Source organism: Roseovarius faecimaris, assembly GCF_009762325.1.
Classification (GTDB): Bacteria; Pseudomonadota; Alphaproteobacteria; order Rhodobacterales; family Rhodobacteraceae; genus Roseovarius; species Roseovarius faecimaris.
Genome location: NZ_CP034348.1, coordinates 309,451 through 331,837, shown reverse-complemented (window position 1 = coordinate 331,837; position 22,387 = coordinate 309,451). Strand labels below are relative to the sequence as shown.

Below are 22,387 nucleotides of genomic sequence, written 5' to 3'. Positions count from 1 at the left end.
AATGACAAACGATCCCCTGCCCTATCTTGATTTTGCCGACCCGCAGTTCTCAACGCGCGGCCCCGAAGTGATTGCCGCGCGCGAGGCGCATTGGTGCGCACGTACGCCCTTCGGCCTTGCCGTCACGCGCTATACGCAGGTCGGCCGCATCCTGCGCGACCGGCGCTTTCGGCAAGGCAGTCATAACTGGCCGGATACAGTGGGGATTGACGGCCCGTTCGCAGATTTCTGGCGCGCCTCTGTGATTGGACAGGAAGGGCAAGCACATAAACGGCTGCGCGCCTTGGCGGTGCCCGCTCTGAGCGAGGACTTCGTGCTGTCGCTCAAGCCCGCTTTCGACGACATCGCCGAAGACCTCTGCGCCGGGCTGCGCGGCAAGACCCGCTGTGAGTTTGCCTCGGAGTTCGGCATGCCCTTCGCCGGTCAGGCCATCGCCACCCTGCTCGGCATGGACCGCTGCGACTGGCGTATCGTGGCTGAGAACGCCTCGGACCTCGGCCTCGCCATGGGCGTGGGCGCCAAAGCGTACGAAGCCCGGTTCAATGCAGCCTGCGAACGGCTGTTCGAACTCGCCGGGCAACTGGTGGAGCGCGTTCGCAAAGGACAGGACGACACAAGCTATGTGGCGCGCATGGTGGCCAATTTCGACGCCAACGGCGATTGCACCGAAGACGAGCTGCGCAATACGATTGTCATTTCGATCTTCGGCGGGGTGGATACGACAAAGGCGCTTCTGGGTCTGGGTTTGTCCCTTTTCATTGAGCACCCCGATCAGTGGGCGGCGCTGCGCGCGGACGACAACCTGATCGCACCCGCCATCGAGGAATTCCTGCGCGCCCGACCGACAACGACCTGGGCCACCCGCGAGGCGACCGATGACGTGGAGATGGATGGCCTGATCATTCCCAGGGGCACCGTGGTGCATTTGCTGATGCATGCCTCCGCGCGCGACCCGGCGATCTGCGGAAATCCCAGCTTTGATATCAACGCCAAACGCAAGAAGCATTTCAGCTTTGGTGGCGGCGCTCATCATTGCATCGGCCATTTCGTTGCCCGAACAGACATTGCCAGTGCGCTCGCGGCGCTGCGCCGGTCCTTCAGGACGATCGAGTATGACGGTGTGCCCGAATGGCTGCCCGATAGTGGCAACACCGGGGCGATCCGGCTGCCGATCAGATATGAGGTGGATCATGAGATTTGACGGCAAACGCGCGCTTGTGACGGGCGCAGCGGGCGGCATCGGACAGGCCGTGGTGGCCATGCTCCGCGCCGAAGGGGCACATGTGGCCGTGACTGACCGCGACAGCAGTTCAGTGGCGGCAGAGGCGCATCTGGATGGCGATCTGCTCGATGGGTCTTTTTGCGACGGGCTGCCCGGACGCGCGGCTGAGGCGCTCGGCGGGCTCGATATCCTGTGCAACAATGCGGGCGTGATTACGCGGGGCGATATCACCGAGACCTCAGACGCAGATTATGCCCTCACGATGGGTGTGAATGTTGAAGCGCCCTTTCGCCTTTGCCGGGCCGCAATCCCGCTGATGGCCGAGACGGGAGGCGGCGCGATTGTCAACACCTCCTCCTGCTGGGGGGTGCGGCCGGGTCCGAACCATCCGCTCTATGTGATGTCCAAAGCCGCGCTGGCGTCGCTCACCCAATGCCTTGGCCGGGATCACGCACATCAGGGCATCCGGGTGAATGCGGTTTGCCCGAACGAAGTCAACACGCCCATGCTGCGCTCGGGGTTCGAAAAGCGCGGCTTCGATCCGGACCGCGCGATTGAAGAGCTCAACGCCTCTGTGCCTCTGGGTCATATTGCCGAGCCGGAGGAGATCGCGGATGTGATCCTCTTTCTGGCTTCGGATGCGGCGCGCTATATGTGCGGCGCGCTCGTTGAGGTGAATGGCGGGAAACCCGTGATATGAGCCGGTTCGCGGGAAAGGTGGCGCTGGTGACAGGCGCGTCTTCGGGCATGGGACAGGCCACCGCGGCAATGCTGGCAGACGGCGGCGCTCGGGTCTTTACGGCGCAGCGCGGAGCCTCGGAACATGAGCCTATCATCGCCGATTTCAGCGATCCTGCCGCCCCCGAGGCGGTGCTGGCCGAGATCGCAGAGCGGGCCGGGCAGCTCGATATCCTGATCAACAATGCCGGTGTGATGCGCGAGGGCACGGTCGAGGAAACATCGCTCGACGACTGGTACACCCAGTTGCAGGTCAATCTTACCGCGCCCTTCCTGCTGATCCGCGAAGCCATGCCGTTGCTCCGCAAGGGCGGTGGGTCCATCGTCAATGTCGGGTCTATCGAGGGGCTGGGCTCGAACCCGCGGCACCCGGCGTATTGCGCCTCCAAAGCCGGTCTGCATGGCCTCACGCGTGCCGTCGCGGTGGATCACGGGCCGGAGGGCGTACGCTGTAATGCCGTGGCGCCGGGCTGGATCGATACACCGTTGAATGTGGCGTTTATCGAAAGCCTTGGCGACCCGGACCGCTTTCGCGCAGAAATCGGGCGCATTCACCCGGTCCGCCGCACCGGCGCGCCCGAGGAAGTGGCCCGGTTCATCTGCTGGCTCGCCTCCGATGACGCAAGCTTTGTGACAGGTCAGATTTATACCATCGACGGCGGGCGCATGGCCCAGCTCAGCCTGCCATGAAAGTCACCCGCCTGCCCCGAGACCCCGGCGTGACCGGGTGGAACGCAATCCTGCCGCCTGCCCCGCCCGCGCAGGCGCTGGAAGAGAATATCACCGCCGACTGGCTCGTCATCGGCGCTGGGTTTGCCGGGCTGGCGGCGACGCGGCGGCTGGCCCAACTGCACCCGCGCGACCGGATCGTGTGTCTTGATGCCACCCGCGTCGGAGAGGGACCGGCGGGACGCAATTCCGGTTTCATGATCGATCTGCCGCATGATCTGGCCTCGAACGATTACGGCGGCGCGATCGAGGCGGACAAGGCCCAGACCCGCGCAAACCGCGCGGCCATTGCCTTTGCCGCCGATATGGCCGCCGAATATGGGCTGAGCGGTGAAGCCTTCGCTTTGTCGGGCAAGACCAATGCGGCGGCAGGCGAGGTGGGCCAACGGCACAATCTCGACTATGCCCGACACCTGAGCGCCTTGGGAGAGGCGCATCAGATGCTGGACGCTGAAGACATGCGCGAAATGACCGGGACGGAGTATTATCAAAGCGGGCTCTACACACCGGGCACGGCGATAATCCACCCGGCAATGTTCGTGCGCGGGGTGGCGGAGGGGCTGTCCTCCAACCGGGTGATGCTCTATGAAAATTCCCCCGTGCAGCGACTTGAACGCAATGGCACGTGGCAAGCCCATACACCCAAAGGATCGGTGAGCGCGCCCGCTGTGATCCTCGCGGTCAACGGCCACCTCAACAGCTTTGGCCGACTCATGGGCCAGCTGCTGCATGTCTTCACCTACGCGTCGATGACCAGGGCCCTGAGCGCAGAGGAATGTGCGCGGCTGGGCGGGCAAAGCATCTGGGGCGTGACCCCCGCAGACCCGATGGGCACGACGGTTCGGCGGATCAGCGGCACGGGCGGAGACCGGATCATCATCCGAAACAGGTTTACATGCGACCCGTCGATGGAGGTGAGCAAGGCGCGCATCGCCACGGTGGGCCGCGATCATGACCGCGCCTTTGCCGCGCGTTTCCCGATGCTGCGCGGTGTGGGCATGGAGTATCGCTGGGGCGGGCGCCTCTGCCTGAGCTGGAATAATGTGCCTGCCCTGGGAGAACTGGATGAGGGGCTGTATTCGGCCTGTTGTCAGAATGGTCTGGGTACGGCCAAGGGCACGCTGCACGGCAAGTTGATGGCCGAGCTGGCCTCCGGGATACCCTCCGAGTTACTCGATGAGGTGATGGCGCAGGACGCCCCCCGGCGGTTGCCACCCAGGCCACTGACCTGGCTTGGGGCGAGTGCGACCTTGCTTTGGGGAGAGCGCAAGGCGGGGCGGGAACTCTGACCGCTCATCCGCCCTGACAGGCGGCCTCGCGAGGCGGGCACGTGAGGGCCCGATGAGCAGCGCGTTGGTGGCGGCGAAAACCGAACTCAGCGCCATCGCTCCGGTCGCCAGGGAGACGAGCGCCTTCTCAGCGCGGCCCGCACGAGCAACACAATTCAAACTGTCTGCACTTATCCGGCCTTTCGCGCATTCAATCAGCATAGGATATGCCGCTTGCCAAATTTCAAGGGCACGGCGGGTAGCTAGAAAATTCGTACGAATTTTCTGAGTGAAGATTTTTCGTACGAAAAATCTCGGCTGCCGTCCGCAGGCCGCTAAAGAACCACCTCGTCAAGTGTTTTGCCGTGATGCGTGATCTGCTCATATCCGTCTTCGGTCAGAATGAAACTGTCCCCGACCTGAGCCCGGAAACTCTGTGTACTCACCGAACCATCGACGGCCAGCACCATCCCGGGCCGCAGAACCGTGCTGTCCCCGGTCACGAGCTGCGGCGACTCCAGAAAACTGAAGCCCGTCGCGCGGCCGCATCGAAACGGATATTCATAGCCCGCGCCCTGGATCACCTCGGCATAGGCCGCATGCACGCTTTCGGCGGTCACGCCGGGGCGCAGCGCCTTAAGCGCGGCTTTCTGACTTTCCACAGCGACCTCGTAGACCGCCACCTGCGCAGAATCCGGCTCTCCGATCCAGAACGTTCGGTCGAAGCCCAGCTTGAAACGGTGGAAATTGGTCATTCCGCAGAAACACAGAAACACCGGCTCGCCCTGCCGCATCACCCGTGTGCTGGCGCGGTGATGCGTGCGGGTGATCGCCTCACCCGAGGCCATGATCTGAAGGAAATGCATATTGGGAGACATATCCCCCGGCGCGTAATGTGCATTCAAAAGCGCGGCCGCCTTACGTGTCCCGGCCTGAGACGTGGCCAGCGCCACCTCATATTCCGGCACGCCATCGCCGATCGCCTCGCGCCCGGCCTGCATCATTGCGGTAGCCACCTGGCCCGCATGGCGCGCCAGCTGCAATTCCTCGGCTGATTTGATCATGCGCATATCCGTCAGGATCGGCGTGACTGTCCGGATCGCCTCGCGCGGCACAAGATCGTCCACATAGCGACGCACCAGAGGCGGCATGTGATCGGGTTCGATACCTATGACTGAAGAGGCGTCAACCACCCCTGGCAGTTCCGCGCGCCATTCCGCCCCCATACCGTCATTCCAGGCGGCGATCCGGTCCACCCGCGCATGGGCCTCGGCGGAGTTGAGGTCAATCGTCGGCGTGATCAGAAGCGTCGGCCCGTCCCGCGGAACCACAAGGATCGTGGGTCGGCCAAATTCCATATGCAGATAGTCGTAATACCCGGTCAGGTAATAGACATTGTCATCATCGGTGATCAGGGCAACGTCGATCCCGGCATCCGCCAGATTTTCGCGCAGCCGCGCCATCCGCGCCTCGAACATCGCGCGCTCTCCTATTTTTCGGCGTTTTTATCACGTCCGAAAATCTGCGCCAGCACCATCATCAACGTTGTCACTGCGATCATGATGGTAGAGATGGAGGCAATCGTCGGGTCGATCTGATCGCGCAGCGCGTTGAACATGTTGCGCGTGAGGGTCGGGTTGTCCCCGCCCGAGACGAACATGGCCACGATCACTTCGTCGAAGGAGGTGAGAAAGGCCAGCAAGGCCGAGGTAATCACCGCAAAGCGGATCTGCGGCAGGGTCACGGTCAGAAACGCCTTCCACCTTGGCGCGCCGAGGCTGCGCGCCGCCGCCTCCTGGCTCATGTCAAAACTCTTCAGCGCAGAGCCTGTAACGATCACGACCAGCGGCAGCGCCAGAACCGTATGAGCGAGCACGAGACCGGTCATCGTGTAAAGGATCTGCAGCTTCACATAGGCGTAAAACGCCCCGATCGCCACAAGCACCACGGGCACCATCATCGGCGTGATCAGAAGGACAAAGGCCACCCTGATGAAACGCACGTTGGACGCATGCAGCCCATAGGCCGCAAGCACCCCGATCGGTGTGGCCACCAGCATGGTCAGGAAAGCCGCCTTGAAGGATGTTTTCGTCGCCAGCATCCATTCGGACGAATTGAAGTAATGCTGATACCAGCGGGTCGACCATGTCTCGGGCGGAAACTCAAGATACTGGCTTTCCGAGAAGGACATCGGGATCACGATCAGCGTCGGCAACACCAGCAGGATCATGGTGATCACGGCAAAGACATAAAGCCAGAGCCGCTGACCATGGGTGACCTGCGTCTCGGTGGCGGGGGACCGGAACCAGCGCAACATCAGTGCCCTCCTCCGCTCGTGATCTGCTCAAGCCTGAGAAACTTCGAGGCCACCCAGAGGATCACCATCGTCGCCACCAGAAGCACCACGCCCAGCGCGCTCGCCGCCCCCCAGTTCACGAAAAGCTCGATATTCGACACGATCTTCATCGACACCATGATCACCTTGCCACCGCCCAACACGGCCGGCGTGACAAAGAACCCGAGGCACAGGATGAACACCATCAGCGACCCGGCAAAAAGCCCCGGCGTGCTGAGCGGGAAGAATACATTCCAGAAGGCCCGCCGGGGGCTGGCGCCCAGATTGGCCGCGGCCTTCATATAGTCCTGGTTGATCGCGCGCATCGCGCCATAGACCGGCAAAATCAGGAAAGGCAGCATGATATGCACCATTCCGATGAGCGTACCGGTCATGTTGTGCACGATCTTGATCGGCTCGTCCCAAAGCCCCATGCCAATCGCCCATTCATTGACCAGCCCGCGCTTTTGCAGCAGCACCAGCCAGGAATAGGTCCGTACCAGAAGCGAGGTCCAGAACGGCAAAAGCACGGTGATCAGGCACAAGTTGGCCAGGCGTCGCGGCAGTTGCGACAGGAAATAGGCCAGGGGATAGCCGATCAGGATGCAAAGCGCCGTGGTCAGAAGGCTCACCTGAAAGGTGGTCATGAAAATGCGGATGTAGGACTTCCGCTTGATCATGCGCTCGTAATTCTCAAGGCTGAATTCGCCATTCGCGCCGACAAAGCTGACATAGAACAGCCAACCCACCGGAAGCACCAGGATAATCAGGACGAGGATCAGCGCGGGCGAGCTGAGGCCGAAGAGCTTAAGCCTTTCCAGCCGTTCGTCCCGGCGCAGCCCGGCGGCGTTCATGTCGGTCGCGGCCATCTCAGGCCGCCGCCCCGTCGATTACCACCGTGTCAGAGGCCGCAAGGCCCAGCGTCACCTCATCGCCGACCGCCGGAAGAGCCTGCACCGTGCCCGAGCGCACCGCGCCGCGCAGGGCAATCTGATCCCCGCTGGGCAGGCGTGCATAAAGCACGAAACTGTCGCCCTGATAGACCACCTCGGTCGCCGTTCCGGTCAGCACGTTCATGTCGTCAGACGGTGCCCCGGTCAGCAGTTGAATACGTTCCGGCCGCACCATAAGCAGCAATTCGGCGGCATCGGGCACCGGGTTCTCCGTCTTCAGCGGCATATCCCCCAGATGCACAGCCCCACCCTGACGCGTCACGGGAAGGAAGGTGCTTTCCCCGATGAAATCCGCGACAAAACGGTTTGCCGGGCGCTCATAAAGGTCGCGGGGGGTGGCCAGCTGCATGATCCGGCCGTGGTTCACCACCGCGATCCTGTCGGACATGGTGAGCGCCTCGCGCTGGTCATGCGTCACATAGACCGTCGTCATACCCAACTGTTCATGCATATGCCGCAGCTCGATCTGCATCTGGTCACGCAGCTTCTTGTCGAGCGCCGAAAGCGGCTCGTCCATCAGCAGGATCCGCGGCTCGAACACGATGGAGCGCGCCAGCGCCACGCGCTGTTTCTGTCCGCCCGAAAGCTGATCGATCCGCCGGTCACCGAAACCGCCCAGTTGCACGATCTCCAACGCCTGCTCGATCCGCCGGGCCATCTCGGGTTTGGGCACCCCCCTCAGCTTGAGCGGATACCCCACATTGCCCGCCACGGTCATATGCGGGAACAGCGCATAGCTCTGAAATGTCATTCCCACATTGCGCAGATGCGGCGGGGTGCGGATCACCTCTTCATCGCCGAACTTCAGACTGCCCCGGTCGGGGCGCGTGAAGCCTGCGAGCACCATGAGGAGCGTCGTCTTGCCCGACCCCGAAGGTCCGAGCAGGGTCAGAAACTCTCCGCTTTGCACCTCCAGCGAAACGTCGTCGAGGGCAAAGACGGGCCCATAAGTCTTGGTCACGTTGCGCACGGTGATCGGCAGTGCGCCCTTGGCCTGATCGCTCACATCAAAATCCTTGGTATTCTGGGCTGCGGGCCACAATCGGGCGGCCCGCAACAAGGTCAGGTTATAATGCCGATCACTCGGTCAGCATCTCTTGATACATCTCGGCGGCAATGGTTTCCCATTCGGCATACCATTCCAGCGAGACGGGCAGCTGCTTGGCGGCGTTCTCGGGCGAGGACGGCAGGGATGCCGCGACTTCGGCCGTGATTTCACCGGTTTCATAGGCCGCACGGTTGGTCGGGCCATAGGTGATCCACTTGGGCAGATCGTCCTGATACTCGGGCTTGGAAATCTCGTTCAGGAATTCCATCGCGACATCCTTGTTCGGCGCGCCTTTCGGAACGGCGAAGCAGTCATAGTCCAAAAGCGCCCCGTCATAGCCATAGCTCAGTTGCGCACCATCCTTGGCCGCGTTGTCAAAACGGCCATTCCAGCCGGTCGACATATCCACCTCACCGTCCTTCATCAGCTGCGCATGCTGCGCGCCGGAGGTCCAGAAGACCGAGATGCTCGGCTTCAGCTCGCGGATCTTGTTGATCGCGCGCTCAATGCCTTCTTCACTGCCGAGAACCTCATAGACCTGCTCGGGCGGCACCCCGTCGGCCATGAGCGCAGGCTCCAGCGCGCCGGCAACCTTGCCGCGATAAGCGCGGGTGCCGGGGAATTTCTCGGTGTCGAAGAAATCGGCCCAGGTTTTCGGCCCATCCTCGCCATAGGTTTCGGTGTTGTAGGCAAACACGGTCGAGAACACGTCGCCGCCAACACAGTAATCGGTATAGAGCCCGTCATAGAAGGTCGACACGTCGATCACGCTATAGTCGAGCTTCTCCAGAAGGCCCTCCGCCGCCGCGCGTGCCGCAGAGCCGGAGCCCGACGCCACGATATCAAGCGTCACCTGACCCGAACTGACCTGCAGGCGCACATCGGACATGCCGCCATAGGTCTCCTGCTTGACCTCGATGCCGGTGTTGGCCGCCGCCGGTTCAAACAGGGCTTTGGATTGTGCCTCCTGATAGGATCCGCCCCATGAGGCAATGGTCACTGTCTTGTCCATCGCCAGGGCCGAGGTCGCCAGAAGCGCCGCGCCCAGTGTCAGAAATGATGTTCTTTTCATCTATTTTCTCCCTTAGTTGGTTCCGCCGCCCTTTATGGACGGTCCTCAAATTGCCGAACATTGGTTTGCCGCAGGGCGTGTCGGCATCGCCCCGCTGATGCGCCAGTCAGGCCGAAGCCAGGGCGCGTTCGTGCTGCTTCATGTCTTTCCATCGGTACCAGGCAATCGCCGCAGGCAGGAACCAGGGCTTGCCGGTATAAAGCGGACGTGTCGGATGGGTGAGCCGGTCAAAGGCGGTTTGCCCTTCGGCAAGGCCAAGCACTTTCTGACCCGTTCGCATCCCCAGATAGCTGGCCATCGCCACACCCGAGCCGCAATAGCCCATTGCATAATGCACCCCGTCATGAACCCCGGTATGCGCCAGTTCGTCAAAGGTATATGCCACCGTGCCGGACCAGGTATGCGTCAGGCCATAGGCACGCAGATCGGGAAAGGTCTGGCACATCTTTTCGTAGAGCCGCGCCGCGCCATCGGGCAAAGCGATCTCACGCGCCGCCACACGTCCGCCAAAGACGATCCGCCGCCGGTCGGGCGAGGCCCGGAAGTAATAGACCACCTTGCAGCTGTCACTATAGACCCTGTCGCGCGGCATCAGCTTGTCGACCAGTTCCTCTGGCAGGTCCTCGGTCGCGATGATGTTGCTGGCAATCGGGATGACACGGCGTTGCATCCAGGGGGTCAGCCCGGTGGTATACCCATTGGTCGCCACGATCACATCGCGCGCGGATACCACTCCCCGCGCCGTGCGCACCTTGAAACCGCTGGAATTGCGCTCGATCGCGGTGGCGGCTGTCTGCCCCTGAACCTCTGCCCCCGCCTCCTGCGCCACGCGCAAAAGGCCACGGTGAAACTTCGCCGGATGAACCGAGGCATGCTCTTCATAAACCGCCCCGCCAAAATACACGTCCGAGCCCATCTCGCTGCGCTGCTCCGATCTGGGCACCATATGACAGGCGACCCCTTCGGTTTTGCGTAATGTCTCCAACTCCCGCGCGAGGGCCTCATAATGCTGCGGCGTATGCGCGGCGTGATAGCGCCCGTTACGGCGGAAATCGCACTCGATCCCTTCGGCCTTTACCCGCTCCTCGATCCAGTAGAGCGAGGTCGTCCCCTCGCCCCGGATCGCGCGGGCGCGGTCTTCTCCGTATTTCCGTGTCAGCGCCGCCAGGGAAGGCTTGATCGACGGGCTGATCTGCCCGCCATTGCGCGTGCTGCATCCATAACCGGGATCGCCCGCATCAATCACCAGCGTGGAGCGCCCGCCGCGTGCCGTCTCGATCGCCGCGTTCAACCCGGTGTAGCCCGATCCGATGATCAGGACGTCAACCCGGTCAGGCAAAGGCGCGGCGGACGACGCCGCCGGAACAAGCTCGTCCAACCAGTAGGAATGCTGGAGAATATCTTGAAACGCAGGGCTATTCATCCGAATCCTCTTTGCGCCTCCCCGTCAAACGCGCATGAATACGAGCCATCAAACTAGGAGTATATTGGACTGCAACTCATATCCATTGTGTTTTTTTTGGCAGTCCAATTTTCCCTGACCTAAACCTGCAACGCGGGCAAGGCGGCGATCTTTGCGAGTCCGGATCGGATATCGTCAGGCTGCACCGACCCGAAACCGAAAACAACGCCCTTCTTGTCGATCGGAGCCAGGCAATATCCATCAAAGGAGGTCAGCGTGATCCGTTGGGTGCTGGCCTGTGCTACCAGGTCCTGAACATCCACCGCGGGATCGACATAGGCGACGGTGTGAAAACCGCTGTCGGCCGGCTGTATCCGGATTGTGTCTGGAAGGGCCGCGCTTGCTTCGATCAACGCCTCATAGCGCGCCTTGTACAACCGGCGCATCATCCGGATATGGGTTGCGAAATGCCCCTCCTGCATGAAGTCGGCAACGACCGCCTGGGTAACTGTCGCCGGCCCTGACACCCAGGAGGCGAAGACCTCGTCAAACACTTCGATCATGCGCTCGGGGACGACGATGAAGCCCAGGCGTAGCGACGGGAACAGCGTTTTGGAGAAGGTGCCGACATAAAGCACCCGGCCATGTGTATCGATGCTTTTCAACGTGGGCTGGGGCCGCGTTCCGAAATGAAATTCGCCGTCATAGTCATCTTCGACAACCAGCGCCTGCGCATCCACCGCCGCCTTCAGAAGATCAAAGCGCCGGGCCAGAGACATCACCACCCCCAAGGGTTGCTGATGTGAAGGCGTGGCAAAGGCCAGCCTGAAATGCGGTGCTTTTTCAAGCCCTTCTGCGACGTTAAGACCGTTCTCATCAATCGAGATCGGGACAAGCTGCGCGCCGGTCGCCACCAATGCGTTGCGCGCGCCCTTGGCGCCTGGGTTTTCGTGCCAGACCTGATCGCCCGCATTGACGAACATCTGCCCGATCAGCGCAAAGGCATGTTGCGCGCCCGAAGTCACGAAGACCTGATCGGCATGGCAATTGATCCCGCGCGCCGTTCCCAGATGGGACGCAATTGCGCTGCGCAGAGCCTGCAACCCCTGCGGTTGGCCATAACCCATCACCGAATCCCGATCACCGCGCAAATGCCGCGCCATCAAGCGGGCCCATTGCGCCTGCGGAAACGCATCGAGCGCCGGCAAGGCCGTGACAAACGCCCGGGAATTATGCGGCAGCCAGGCCCGCGGCGCGTAGTTTTCCGCCGATTGCGTGATGGAATAGGCCAGCCGCGGCCTTTTTCTGGGTGCGGTGGGCTGTCCGAACTGCACCGGAGCCGGGCGCTGGCTTTCAAGGGTTTCGCTCACGAATGTTCCGGCCCCGACCCGCGACACCAGCATCCCTTCGGAGACCAGCCGATCCACCGCATCAATCACCGTGGTGCGCGAAACGCCCGCCTCCTTGGCCAGGGTTCGGCTTGCCGGAAGCCGGTCACCGGGCTTGAGCGCCCCGGACAGCAACACATCGCGCAACGCCATGTATAGCTGCACGCCGATACCTTTGTTCGCCGTCCGATCCAAATGGATCGAAGACAGTAATATCCCCGCTTTGCGTTTCACGGCACCTCCAAAATTGGTCTAGCACTGCTGCCACAATGGATATTAATGTGCGACCAATTCACCTCTATCGTCAACGCCGGATCAACGTCCGGAACGGTGCCATGAAAATCACAGCAATCGAAACCTTCACCACCGAGTATATCTGCTTTACCCGTGTGACCGCCGAAGATGGCAGGCAGGGCTGGGGGCAGGTGGCACCTTATTATGCCGATATCACCGCCCAGGTGCTGCACCGGCAGGTGGCGCCTTATGCGCTCGGGATGGACACAGACGATATTGACGCCATCACCGATCTTGTCCGCGACCGCGAACACAAGTTCCCCGGCTCTTACCTGCGCCGGGCGATGGGCGGGTTGGACACGGCCTTGTGGGATCTTATCGGCAGGCGCGAGGGCAAGCCGGTCTGCTCGCTCATCGGCGGCAGTCCGGGACAAGTCCGCGCCTATGGCTCTTCGATGAAGCGCGACATCACGCCGAAAGACGAGGCCGAGCGGCTCAAGCGGTTGCGGCAGGAGCTCGGCTTTGATGCGTTCAAGTTCCGCATCGGGGCCGAGGTGGGCCGCGATCAGGATGAATGGCCCGGCCGCACCGAAGAAATCGTGCCCACCATGCGCGCGGCGATGGAGGATGAGATGGCGCTGCTGGTCGATGCCAATTCCTGCTACTCGCCGCCCAAGGCGATCGAGGTGGGCCGGATGCTGCAGGACAATGGCATCTCGCATTACGAGGAACCCTGCCCCTACTGGGAGTTCGAACAGACCAAGCAGGTCACCGATGCGCTCGACATCGACGTGACCGGCGGCGAGCAGGATTGCATGATGGCCAACTGGCGCGGCATGATCGAGGGGCGTATCGTCGATGTGCTGCAACCCGATGTGCTCTATCTTGGCGGGATCAGCCGGACACTACGCGTTTGCAAGATGGCCGAGCCGTCGGGCCTGCCGATCACGCCCCACGCCGCGAACCTGTCGCTGGTCACGCTTTTTACCATGCACCTTCTGCGCGCCATTCCCAATGCGGGCAAGTATCTGGAGTTTTCCATTGAGGGCCTGGACTACTACCCTTGGCAACAAGGGCTGTTCACCCATGACCCTTATGTGATCACCGATGGCAAGGCGACCGTGGCCGACGCACCCGGCTGGGGGGTTGAAATCAGCCCCGAATGGCTCGATCAGGCCCGGCACCAGATCAGCTCACTGGATAACTGACCGCCCCTCCGGGACCTGACCCGGGGTGCGGAAACAGAAAAACAGCCGCCAGTCTCCCGGCGGCTGTTTCGTTTTTCACTCAGCGCTGACTTACTTCAGCAGCGCCTCCATCGGCACCGGCTCGCTGATGGTCCAGCTGTCGACCACGGCGGGTGTGCCATCGTTCACTTCGACAATGTGATAGCGCGCCGAGTTCTGATGGTGCAGGTCCGAGGTAAAGGTGCGCGGGCCAAAGAGCGTGGGCTCGTTGTCCATCTTCTCAAGCTCGGCCACCACGGCCTTGGTTTCGGTGGTGCCTGCACGTTCCACAGCCTTGGCCCACACGTCGATCAGAACGTAACCGGGATAGGTGTATTGCGTGGCCGGACGCGCGCCGAACATTTCCTCGTATTTGACGTTGAACGCCTCGACCGCCGGATCGGGGTCATCGCCATGCACCGAGCCCTGCACCGGAACGTAGAAGTTGGACAGGCCGGGCACGGAATCCAGCCAGTAGCTGCCGTCGACCCCCGAGCCGTTGAGGATCATCGAGTTGATCCCCGCCGCACGGATCTGTTTGATCACCGAGGGCGCGCCCGGCATCACCGAACACAGCATGATCGCATCGGGCTCTTCGGGAAGCGATTTGATCCGCGTGATCTGTGCCGCGACCGAGGCATCGTCGTTCACAAAGCTGTCGCGCCCGACCACTTCGGCCCCGTCAAGGCGCGGTGCCATCCAGTCGAACCCGTCGCAGATCCCTTTGTTGTACTCGATCCAGGTGTCGAGCAGCACGTAGAAGCTGCGCGCCTCTTTCTTGTTATAGGCCCATTCGGCCATCGTGGCGCCCTGCACCGCGGCAAGAACCGAGGCCGAGAAGCTGTCAGGCCCCACGCCGGGAATGCCCGCCTTGATCGATTCCGCGCACAGGAAGAACGAGATCTTGCCCGCCGCCTGTGCCGCCAGAGCGGCCGGCGCCCCAAAGTCATAGTCGCAGGAGACGACGACCATCTCGGCCCCGCCATCGAGCACCTCAAGCCCGGCCTTGGCCCCTTCGGCGCGGTCTGTCTTGGTGTCGGCCTCAACCACGCGGATCTGCTTGCCCATCAGGCCGCCCGCATCGTTGATTTCCTGAATGCGGATCAGAGCCGCCTCGCGGGCGGGCTTGTCATAGGCCTGCATCCAGCCCGATTGCGCCGTGGCCATACCGATGACGATCTCATGATCGTCCGCCAGGGCCGGGGCGCTGGTCAGCGCCAGCCCTGCGCCAAGCGCCAGGCTTGTGAATGTGGATGTGAGTTTCATAAGGTACCTCCGAGTTATCGTTTGTTGTTGGTCTTGGTTGCGTTTTGGCGGGGTCAGGTCTGGTCTGGCACCCCGCCGGTGGATCGGCCCGTCGAAGGCCTGCTTCTGCGCCACGTCAACTCTCGCGCGCCGATCAGGCCCGATGGGCGGAACATCAAAATGACGATCATCACGATACCGATGACGATCTCCTGAATGCCGTTGGGCAGAGAGATGGTGCCTTCGCCAACGGATATGCCTTTTTCCCCCCAGCGCAGGAGCTGGATGATGGTAGAGATGAGCACCACGCCGATCACCGCCCCCGACAATGAGCTCATGCCGCCCACCACCAGCATCGACAGCGAAATGAACGTCACACCCAGATAGAAGGCATCCGGGTTCACCACGCCGAGGAAATGCGCATAAAGCACACCGGCCATCCCGCAGATCACTCCGGAAAGCGTGAAAGCGATCAGCCGCTCACGGTAGATATTCACGCCCGAAGCCGCGGCGGCCACGTGTTCGTCACGCCCAGCGCGCAAGGCCAGGCCCGAGCGCGAGATGCCATAGAGATATGCCAGGACAATCGCTGCCGTGGCTCCGCCGAAAGACAGCCAGACACCCGTCTTCGCCGGGATGCCCACGACCGAGCTTGTCCCGCCGGTCACAGGCCCCCAGTTGGCATAGATCGTGTTGATCACGGCCAGCATGGCAAAGGTGGCAATCGATGCCGCAATCCCCGAAAGACGCATCAGGATCGCCCCGACCACAAAGGCGATCAGCCCGGCAAAAAGGGCCGAAACGATCAGTGAAAGGATCAGCGCGAACTCCGCATTGGCCAGCATCGGCGTGAGGCCGGGCAACAGCACTTTCTTCATCATCGGCGGGATCGTCAGCCAGGCCGAGGCATAGGCCCCGATACACATGAACCCCGCATGCCCAAAGCTGATCACGCCGGAATTGCCGATGAAGGTGAACATGCCCACCACCAGCGTCACCGATATGAACATCTCGGTGATCGTGCGGCCGAAGATGTTGGAGCCGAAACCCGAGGTCAGCCCGGCAATGACCAGCAGAAGACCGATCAGGATTACCGGCGTCGGGAAGGTCTGGGCCAGAACGGAGGGGTGTTTGGTCTGGCTCATCACACCCGCTCCTTCGAGGATTTGGGCGCAAACAGGCCCTGCGGCCGCCAGAGCAGGCTGGCAATAACCGCCGAATAGACGAACGCATCGCGGAAAGGCCGCGCTTCAAGCGGCAGGAAGACCTGCAACAGAACCGACACGCCGCCAATCAGGAATCCGGCGATCACCGCGCCATGCAGGCTCCCCAGCCCGCCAATGACCGTGGCCACGAACGCCACCAGCATCACCGGAAGACCCATGTTGATATCCGCGACCCCGGTCTGCGTGGCGAGGATCAGCGCGATACATCCCGCCAGCGCACCGGATACGCCGAACGCCGCCAGGATCACCCGGTTCGCCTTGACCCCCAGGATACGGGCCATGGTGAAATCTTCTGCCGCCGCGCGCATCTCAACACCGAACTGCGTGCGCCGCAGGAAGGCCACCAGCGCCAGCAGGATCACGATCGTCATGATGATGGTGATCACCTGCAAAAGCGGAATGCGCGCGCCCGCGATCTCGACCGGCAGCGACAGGTTGGACCACAGGTTGATGGCTTTGGGACGGCTGGAATAGAACATCAGCAGGACGTGATGGATCACAAAACCCAAGGCGAAGGACGCGATCATCATCGTCGCCGGATTGGCATTTCTCAGCCGCCGGAACACAAGAATCTCGGACAGGATCGAGAGGCCCGCCCCTACGGCGAGGATCACCGGGATCAGGAGATACCACGGCAGTTTGCCCAGAAAGACGATGCTGACCACATCCAGCGAAGGCCAGAGCATGACGAAAACGCAAAACGCGATGTAGTCGCCATGGGCAAAGTTGACGAGGCGCATCACGCCAAAGATCAGCGCGATGCCCAGTGCGCCGAGGGCATAGATGCTCCCCACGCTGAGCGCATCGAAGAGGATTTGAAGGGTCGCTGTCATCGTCTCAATGCTCCTCAAATCCGAAATAGGCGGCGTTGAGCGCGTCGCCCTTCGACAACTCACGCGCATCGCCTTCCAGCACCTTCTCGCCCGAGCGCAGCATCACCATGCGTCCGCCTGCCATGACGGCGCGGGTGGTGGATTGCTCGACAATCAGCAGGCTCAGCCCCCGCTCGTCACGCAGCCGCGTGAGGGTCTCGTACACCTGGTCAATGATCTTTGGGGCAAGGCCCAGCGACGGCTCGTCAATCGCCACCAGTTGCGGCTCGGTCATCAGCGCACGGCCGATCACCAGCATCTGCTGCTGCCCGCCCGAAAGCACGCCCGCATGACTGTCCTTGCGCTCGGCCAGCACCGGGAACATCTCATAGACCTCTGCCAGCGTCTTTTTGGCCTGGGCGGGGTTCTTGCGCATACCGGCCCCGAGGATCAGGTTTTCCTCAATGCTGAGCGCGCCAAAAACATGCCGTCCTTCGGGCACCATCGACAGGCCTAGCCGCGCGATGTTTTCCGGTGGGTTGCCGTCCACCTTCTGCCCCTGAAAGCCGATACGGCCCTCCGCCGGAGCCACAACGCCCGCAATCGCCTTGAGCAGGGTTGATTTGCCCGCGCCGTTTGGTCCGGTAACAAACAGCGTCTCGCCCTGCTCCATGCTCAGGCTGAAATTGCGCAACGCCGTCAGGCGGCCATAGCGCACGGTGATATTGTCAACGTTGAGCAGGCTCATAGCGCCGCCTCCACATCGCCTTCGATATCGGCCTGCGTGCCCATATAGGCGTGCAGCACCTTCTCGCTGGATTTGATATGCGCGGGGTCGCCCTCGTCGATCATCTCGCCTGAATCGAGCACATGGATATGTGCGCAGGTTTTCAACACCAGCCCGATATTGTGCTCGATCAGCAGGACGCCACAGCCGATCTCGGCCACGATCCGCCCGATCAGCTCGGAAAGCTCATCCGCCTCATGCGCCGACATGCCGGCCGCCGGTTCATCCAGCAGCAGGAACTTCGGCTCCAGCATCAGCGCGCGGGCAATGCCGACGCGTCGCTCGTCGGTGTAGGGAAGCGACCCGGCCGTAAGCTGCATCAGTGGCGTGATCCCGACCCAGTCGAGCATTTCCACCGCCCGCGCCGCCGCGGCCCGGCGGCTGAGGCCAAGACCCACGCCCGTCACTTCCAGATTGTCGAGAACGCTGAGCTCCTTGAACAGCCGCCCGCCCTGGAACGTCCGCGCCACACCAAGGCGGCGCAGCTTGTGCGCGGGCATGCCCGACACATCCTGCCCGTCATGACGGACCGTTCCTTGTGTCGGCGCCTGAAACCCGGTCAGCACATTGACCAGCGTCGTCTTGCCCGCGCCATTGGGCCCGATCAGCCCCGACACTTTCGCAGGCGGAATATCAAGGTTGACGTTTGACAGCGCATGCAGCCCGTCAAACGAGACCGAGACATTCTGTGCCTGCAAAAGATGTGACATGGCCCCTCCTCAGCGCTTCTTTCTGGTGATCACGTAAGACCCGCTGGCATCGAGCTTGGCGCTCCAGCCGGGGATCACGACGATGGTTGTGGTCTCTTCCTCGATCACGGCAGGCCCCTTGATCGTGGCCCCGGCGCCCAGCATTCCGCCATCGTAGACCGGTGTTTTCCCGGCCTTGCCCGAGGCGTCAAAGATCGCTTTGCGGTGGCCTTTCATCGCCTTGTCGGGCGAGGCCCCCTTGCCGATCTTGGCCTGTTTGGGCTTATCCACCGCGCCGTAGAGCGTGCTTTCGATATTCACCACTTCGATCGTGTTGTGACGCTCCGAATAGGTGTAGAGCTGCTCGTGACGGGCGTGGAAGGCTTCGATCACCTGATCGACGGTTTTCGAGTTGATCTCGAAATTGCCAATCTCGACCGTGCATTCGTGCACCTGGCCCACATAGCGCATCTCGATGGAGCGTTCGGCGCGGATCTGCCCGGCCTTGAACCCGTCCTTTTTCAGATGGTCGCGGCCCTGTTTCTCGATCTGCTTGTAGAGTTTGTTGATCTGGGCATAGGCCTTGGCATTGTCGAGCCTCAGCGGCGCGGTGGCCATGTAGTTGTACTTCACGTCCGAGATGATCTGACCATAGGCGCAGAGCCCCGAGGCCAGCTTGGGCAGGATGATCGTCCCGATCCCCATCTCCTCGGCGATGGCAGTGATATGCGCCGCCGTGGCCCCGCCTGCCCCGACAAGCACGAAGTCGCGCGGGTCATAGCCACGTTCCACCGACACGCGGCGAATGCCGTTGACCATGTTGTTGTTGACGATTGTGTACATGCCATAGGCGGCCTTTTCGGGCGAGATGCCCAGCGGGTCGGCGACATGTGTCTTGATCGCCTGGCGCGCCTTCTTGGCATCAAGCGGCAGGCGACCCCCCACCAACCCGTCCGGGTTGAGATAGCCCAGCACCAGGTTTGCGTCCGACACGGTGGGATGTTCGCCACCCTGATCGTAACAGGCAGGCCCCGGATCGGCGCCGGCCGATTGCGGGCCCATCTGCAACAGGCCCATCTCGTCAATCCAGCCGATCGAGCCGCCACCCGCGCCCAGGGTTTCCACCTGGATCATCGGCACACCGATCCGATAGCGCAGAAAGTCGATATTCTTGTTGAGGTTGGTCACCCCGCCCTTGGTCAGCGTGATGTCAAAGGACGTACCCCCCATATCGCAGGTGATCACGTTCTTTTCCTTGAAAGGCGCGGCCACGGCCAGACCCGCTGTCGGGGCCGAGGCAGGCCCGGAGTTGATCGCATAGACCGACCGGTCCGTCATCGCCTGACCGATGGCCAGCCCGCCATTGGACTGGAAGTAACGCACCGGATAACGCGCGCCCAGCTTGCGGAAATAGGCATCCACCGCATCCACGTATTTCTTCATGATCGGGGCCAGATAGGCGTTCGTCACCGCCGTCGAGGTGCGGGTATATTCGCGCACCTGCGGGTACAGTTCGGACCCCACGGTCAGGATCGCATCGGGCATCATTTCCCGCACGATCTCGGCCGCGCGGCGCTCGTGCGAGGGCTCCAGCACCGACCAGACAAAGCTGATCGCCACGGTCTCGACACCCTCCTTCAGGAACAGCTCGCAGGCCGCGCGCACGTCGTCCTCGTTCATTGGCGTGCGCACATCGCCATTTGACAGCACCCGCTCGTCCACGCCGCAGCGCAGATAGCGCGGCACCAGCATGACCGCGGGCGGATATTCCGGGTCATAACGATAGCCGTCTTCCTTGTGGCCAAGACGGATCTCGATACTGTCCTCATGGCCCTTGGTGCAGATCAGGCCGGTCTTGCCGCCCTTGTGCTGGATAAGCGCGTTCAGGCCCACCGTGGTGCCGTTGATGCAGAGGTCACATTTCGAAACGATCTCTTCTGCGCTCATGCCGGTATCTTCGGACATCAGCGCCAGGCCGTTCTTGATCGCCAGTGTCGGGTCAGCTGGGGTGCTGAGCGCCTTGTAGAGTTTCACCTTGCCGGATTTGTCGGCCAGAACGAAATCGGTGAAGGTGCCGCCGGCGTCGATGCCAAGTCTGTATTCAGTACGCATGGGTTATCTCTCTTTCTCGGATGAATATGTTGGATTGCGTTTGGATCATGAGCCTCAGGCCGCGCTCTTCTTGCGCAGCTTCTCCGTGGCCTTCATGTCCACCTCCAATGTCTCTTCATCCTTGAAGACGACGCCGTAATCCTCCTTTGCTCCCTTGATTGACACCAGGTTGTTCTTGACGTCCCACACCACCTTGTCGATGGCGCGTTCCATCGGGTTCCCATAGCCGCCCCCGCCGGGGTTGCGGTTCATCACCCATTCACCGGGCTTGATCACGTCAATGACGTTGTCGCGCAGCGTCTTGACCTCGCCATCGCGGTAAATGTCCATGCTGCCGACTTTGGGCGGGATCATGGTGCTTTCCGCGCCTGCCGCCCCCATGGCCGGAATGCGGCGGCCCTCGCCGAACATGATGAAGGTCATGTCATCGTTCATCGGCTCGACCTTCCAGGCCGTGCCCGACCCGCCACGATACTTGCCGGCACCGCCACTGTCGGTCATCAGCGAATAATTGTGGATGATGATCGGATAGGAATATTCCAGCAGCTCAACATCACCCGAGGTCAGCGCGCCAAAGCAGCATTCCGGCCCGCAGGCATGCCAGCCATCCTGTTGCGGCGTGGCACCCGCGCCCGAAATGATCGTGGCCAGCACCATGGTCACGTATTCCTCGTCATGGCGCTTGTCCCACCCGGCGATGTTCAGCCCGTTGGCATGGCCCCAGGAGGCGGCCACTTTCGAGGGCACCGCCTGTTCGAAGGCCAGCCGAACGGCGTCCGTGAGTGTTTCCATCGGCGTGGTGGTACAGTTCATATGCGGGGCGGGTTCCTTGGCATTACACAGCGTGCCATGCGGCCCCATATCCACCGTCACACAGCGATACAGCCCCTCGTTATAAGGCGGCGGAAGCTGCGCGAACATCATCAGGCCCAGGTACACGCCCGAATAGGAATTGCCCTCGTAGGAGTTGATGAAATAGGGCACCTGCGGCGGCGAATTAATCTCGATATGACAATTGTCGCCCTTGATCGTGACCTTGGCGTTGATGTCCATATCGCCAAACCCGTGGCCCGCATCCTCCAGCACGGCGGTGCCTTCATAGGTGCCGTTGGGCACGGATTTGATCAGGCTGCGCATCTGCTTCTCGGCCATGTCCAGAAGCTCGTCGATACAGGCCTGCACCTGTTCCAACCCGTATTTCTCGATCAGCGCCAGCAGGTTGCGCTCGCCCACCTGGCAGGCCCCGATCAGGGCGTTGAAATCGCCTTCCTGATCGCGTCGCGCGCGCATGTTTGTCAGAAGCATGTTCAGGATGTCCTTGCGCGGCACACCCTTGTCCCAGATCTTGATCGGCGGGATACGCAGACCCTCGGCGTAAATCTCTTTGGCGTCGGGGTTATAGCCCGCAGGCACCGGCCCGCCGATATCCGTCAGGTGGCCTTTGCACACGGTCCAGAAGACCAGCTCGCCTTCCCAGAACACGGGCTTGTACATGCAGGTGTCGATCGAGTGCCCGCCGCCATAGGTCGGGTCGTTCTGCAGGATCAGATCGCCCTCATGCACGTCATCCCCGAAATAGGCCGCCGTCGCCTTCATGGCCGGGATCAGAGAGCCGAGGTGAATGGGGATGTCCTGCCCCTGCAGGATCATCTCGGGCGTGTGATTGAACAGTGACGTGGAATAGTCATGCGCGAGATTGAACACGCTCGACCGCGCGGTTTTCTCCAGCGACAGCGTCATCTCCCGCTGCGTTGTCTCCAGCACCCCGCGCACCACCGACAGGGTGATCGGGTCCACCTTGACCTTCTTCTTTGACTTTACGGGCTTCTTCTTTGACTTGGCCGTCATGAATGCATTCCTCCCATTCGCACGCCGTGGCGCATCGTTGATCGGACGAGCTT

19 protein-coding genes are annotated in these 22,387 nt (G+C 61.8%); 5 read left to right on the top strand and 14 right to left on the bottom strand.

All coding sequences use genetic code 11. From position 1 onward, the window contains the following. The first annotated feature begins 1 nt into the window (after nucleotide 1). From EI983_RS01900 to EI983_RS01885, 4 genes are read left to right on the top strand one after another with little or no spacing between them, the layout of a single operon-like run. Nucleotides 2-1,201, top strand: a complete 1,200-nt coding sequence (locus EI983_RS01900) for a cytochrome P450 (protein WP_157705598.1) — start codon at nucleotides 2-4, stop codon at nucleotides 1,199-1,201. After that, nucleotides 1,191-1,922, top strand: coding sequence for an SDR family NAD(P)-dependent oxidoreductase (locus EI983_RS01895; RefSeq protein ID WP_157705597.1), 732 nt, complete (start codon nucleotides 1,191-1,193; stop codon nucleotides 1,920-1,922). The genes EI983_RS01900 and EI983_RS01895 overlap by 11 nt, the downstream gene beginning before the upstream one ends. Next, nucleotides 1,919-2,650: an SDR family NAD(P)-dependent oxidoreductase gene (locus EI983_RS01890; RefSeq protein ID WP_157705596.1), complete on the top strand. Its 732-nt coding sequence runs from the start codon at nucleotides 1,919-1,921 to the stop codon at nucleotides 2,648-2,650. The genes EI983_RS01895 and EI983_RS01890 overlap by 4 nt, the downstream gene beginning before the upstream one ends. Then, nucleotides 2,647-3,978, top strand: a complete 1,332-nt coding sequence (locus tag EI983_RS01885; RefSeq protein WP_157705595.1) for an NAD(P)/FAD-dependent oxidoreductase — start codon at nucleotides 2,647-2,649, stop codon at nucleotides 3,976-3,978. The genes EI983_RS01890 and EI983_RS01885 overlap by 4 nt, the downstream gene beginning before the upstream one ends. A 314-nt stretch (nucleotides 3,979-4,292) precedes the next feature. On the opposite strand, the gene EI983_RS01880 is transcribed toward EI983_RS01885, so the two are convergent. The 7 genes from EI983_RS01880 to pdxR form a co-directional block, all read right to left on the bottom strand. Continuing rightward, complete coding sequence (locus tag EI983_RS01880) at nucleotides 4,293-5,435, bottom strand: M24 family metallopeptidase (RefSeq protein WP_157705594.1); 1,143 nt, start codon at nucleotides 5,433-5,435, stop codon at nucleotides 4,293-4,295. A gap of 11 nt (nucleotides 5,436-5,446) precedes the next feature. After that, complete coding sequence (locus EI983_RS01875) at nucleotides 5,447-6,274, bottom strand: ABC transporter permease (RefSeq protein ID WP_157705593.1); 828 nt, start codon at nucleotides 6,272-6,274, stop codon at nucleotides 5,447-5,449. After that, nucleotides 6,274-7,161 (bottom strand): ABC transporter permease, encoded by an 888-nt coding sequence (locus tag EI983_RS01870; protein ID WP_157705592.1) that lies wholly within the window; start codon nucleotides 7,159-7,161, stop codon nucleotides 6,274-6,276. Before EI983_RS01870 ends, EI983_RS01875 begins: the two co-directional genes overlap by 1 nt. 1 nt (nucleotide 7,162) lies before the next feature. Next, entirely contained in the window at nucleotides 7,163-8,251 is a 1,089-nt protein-coding gene (locus EI983_RS01865; protein ID WP_157705591.1) for an ABC transporter ATP-binding protein, read from the bottom strand. A 73-nt stretch (nucleotides 8,252-8,324) separates the two neighbouring features. Beyond that, a complete protein-coding gene (locus tag EI983_RS01860) occupies nucleotides 8,325-9,365 on the bottom strand; it encodes an ABC transporter substrate-binding protein (protein ID WP_157705590.1) in 1,041 nt (346 codons plus the stop codon). A gap of 106 nt (nucleotides 9,366-9,471) precedes the next feature. Continuing rightward, nucleotides 9,472-10,788 carry an NAD(P)/FAD-dependent oxidoreductase gene (locus tag EI983_RS01855; RefSeq protein WP_157705589.1) on the bottom strand — a complete coding sequence of 439 codons (1,317 nt, stop codon included), beginning with the start codon at nucleotides 10,786-10,788 and terminating at the stop codon, nucleotides 9,472-9,474. Between the two features lie 119 nt (nucleotides 10,789-10,907). Beyond that, entirely contained in the window at nucleotides 10,908-12,308 is a 1,401-nt protein-coding gene (gene pdxR, locus EI983_RS01850; protein ID WP_246162239.1) for a MocR-like pyridoxine biosynthesis transcription factor PdxR, read from the bottom strand. 182 nt (nucleotides 12,309-12,490) lie between these two features. On the opposite strand from pdxR, the gene EI983_RS01845 reads away from it, so the two are divergent. Further along, complete coding sequence (locus tag EI983_RS01845) at nucleotides 12,491-13,597, top strand: mandelate racemase/muconate lactonizing enzyme family protein (protein WP_157705587.1); 1,107 nt, start codon at nucleotides 12,491-12,493, stop codon at nucleotides 13,595-13,597. 90 nt (nucleotides 13,598-13,687) lie between these two features. Here the strand turns inward: EI983_RS01845 and EI983_RS01840 are convergent, their stop codons facing one another. From EI983_RS01840 to capB, 7 genes are read right to left on the bottom strand one after another with little or no spacing between them, the layout of a single operon-like run. Continuing rightward, entirely contained in the window at nucleotides 13,688-14,881 is a 1,194-nt protein-coding gene (locus EI983_RS01840) for an ABC transporter substrate-binding protein (RefSeq protein ID WP_157705586.1), read from the bottom strand. A 53-nt stretch (nucleotides 14,882-14,934) separates the two neighbouring features. Next, the gene (locus EI983_RS01835; RefSeq protein WP_157705585.1) at nucleotides 14,935-16,005 is read right to left on the bottom strand and encodes a branched-chain amino acid ABC transporter permease; all 1,071 of its coding nucleotides are present in this window, start codon (nucleotides 16,003-16,005) and stop codon (nucleotides 14,935-14,937) included. Continuing rightward, nucleotides 16,005-16,919, bottom strand: a complete 915-nt coding sequence (locus EI983_RS01830; protein ID WP_157705584.1) for a branched-chain amino acid ABC transporter permease — start codon at nucleotides 16,917-16,919, stop codon at nucleotides 16,005-16,007. The genes EI983_RS01835 and EI983_RS01830 overlap by 1 nt, the downstream gene beginning before the upstream one ends. 4 nt (nucleotides 16,920-16,923) lie before the next feature. Then, nucleotides 16,924-17,646 (bottom strand): ABC transporter ATP-binding protein, encoded by a 723-nt coding sequence (locus EI983_RS01825; protein ID WP_157705583.1) that lies wholly within the window; start codon nucleotides 17,644-17,646, stop codon nucleotides 16,924-16,926. Beyond that, nucleotides 17,643-18,395, bottom strand: a complete 753-nt coding sequence (locus EI983_RS01820; protein WP_157705582.1) for an ABC transporter ATP-binding protein — start codon at nucleotides 18,393-18,395, stop codon at nucleotides 17,643-17,645. The genes EI983_RS01825 and EI983_RS01820 overlap by 4 nt, the downstream gene beginning before the upstream one ends. Before the next feature lie 9 nt (nucleotides 18,396-18,404). Next, on the bottom strand, nucleotides 18,405-20,486 hold the full coding sequence (gene capA / locus EI983_RS01815) for a caprolactamase subunit alpha (protein WP_157705581.1): 2,082 nt from the start codon (nucleotides 20,484-20,486) through the stop codon (nucleotides 18,405-18,407). A gap of 54 nt (nucleotides 20,487-20,540) precedes the next feature. Then, nucleotides 20,541-22,334, bottom strand: a complete 1,794-nt coding sequence (gene capB / locus EI983_RS01810) for a caprolactamase subunit beta (RefSeq protein ID WP_157705580.1) — start codon at nucleotides 22,332-22,334, stop codon at nucleotides 20,541-20,543. Nucleotides 22,335-22,387 lie beyond the last annotated feature (53 nt).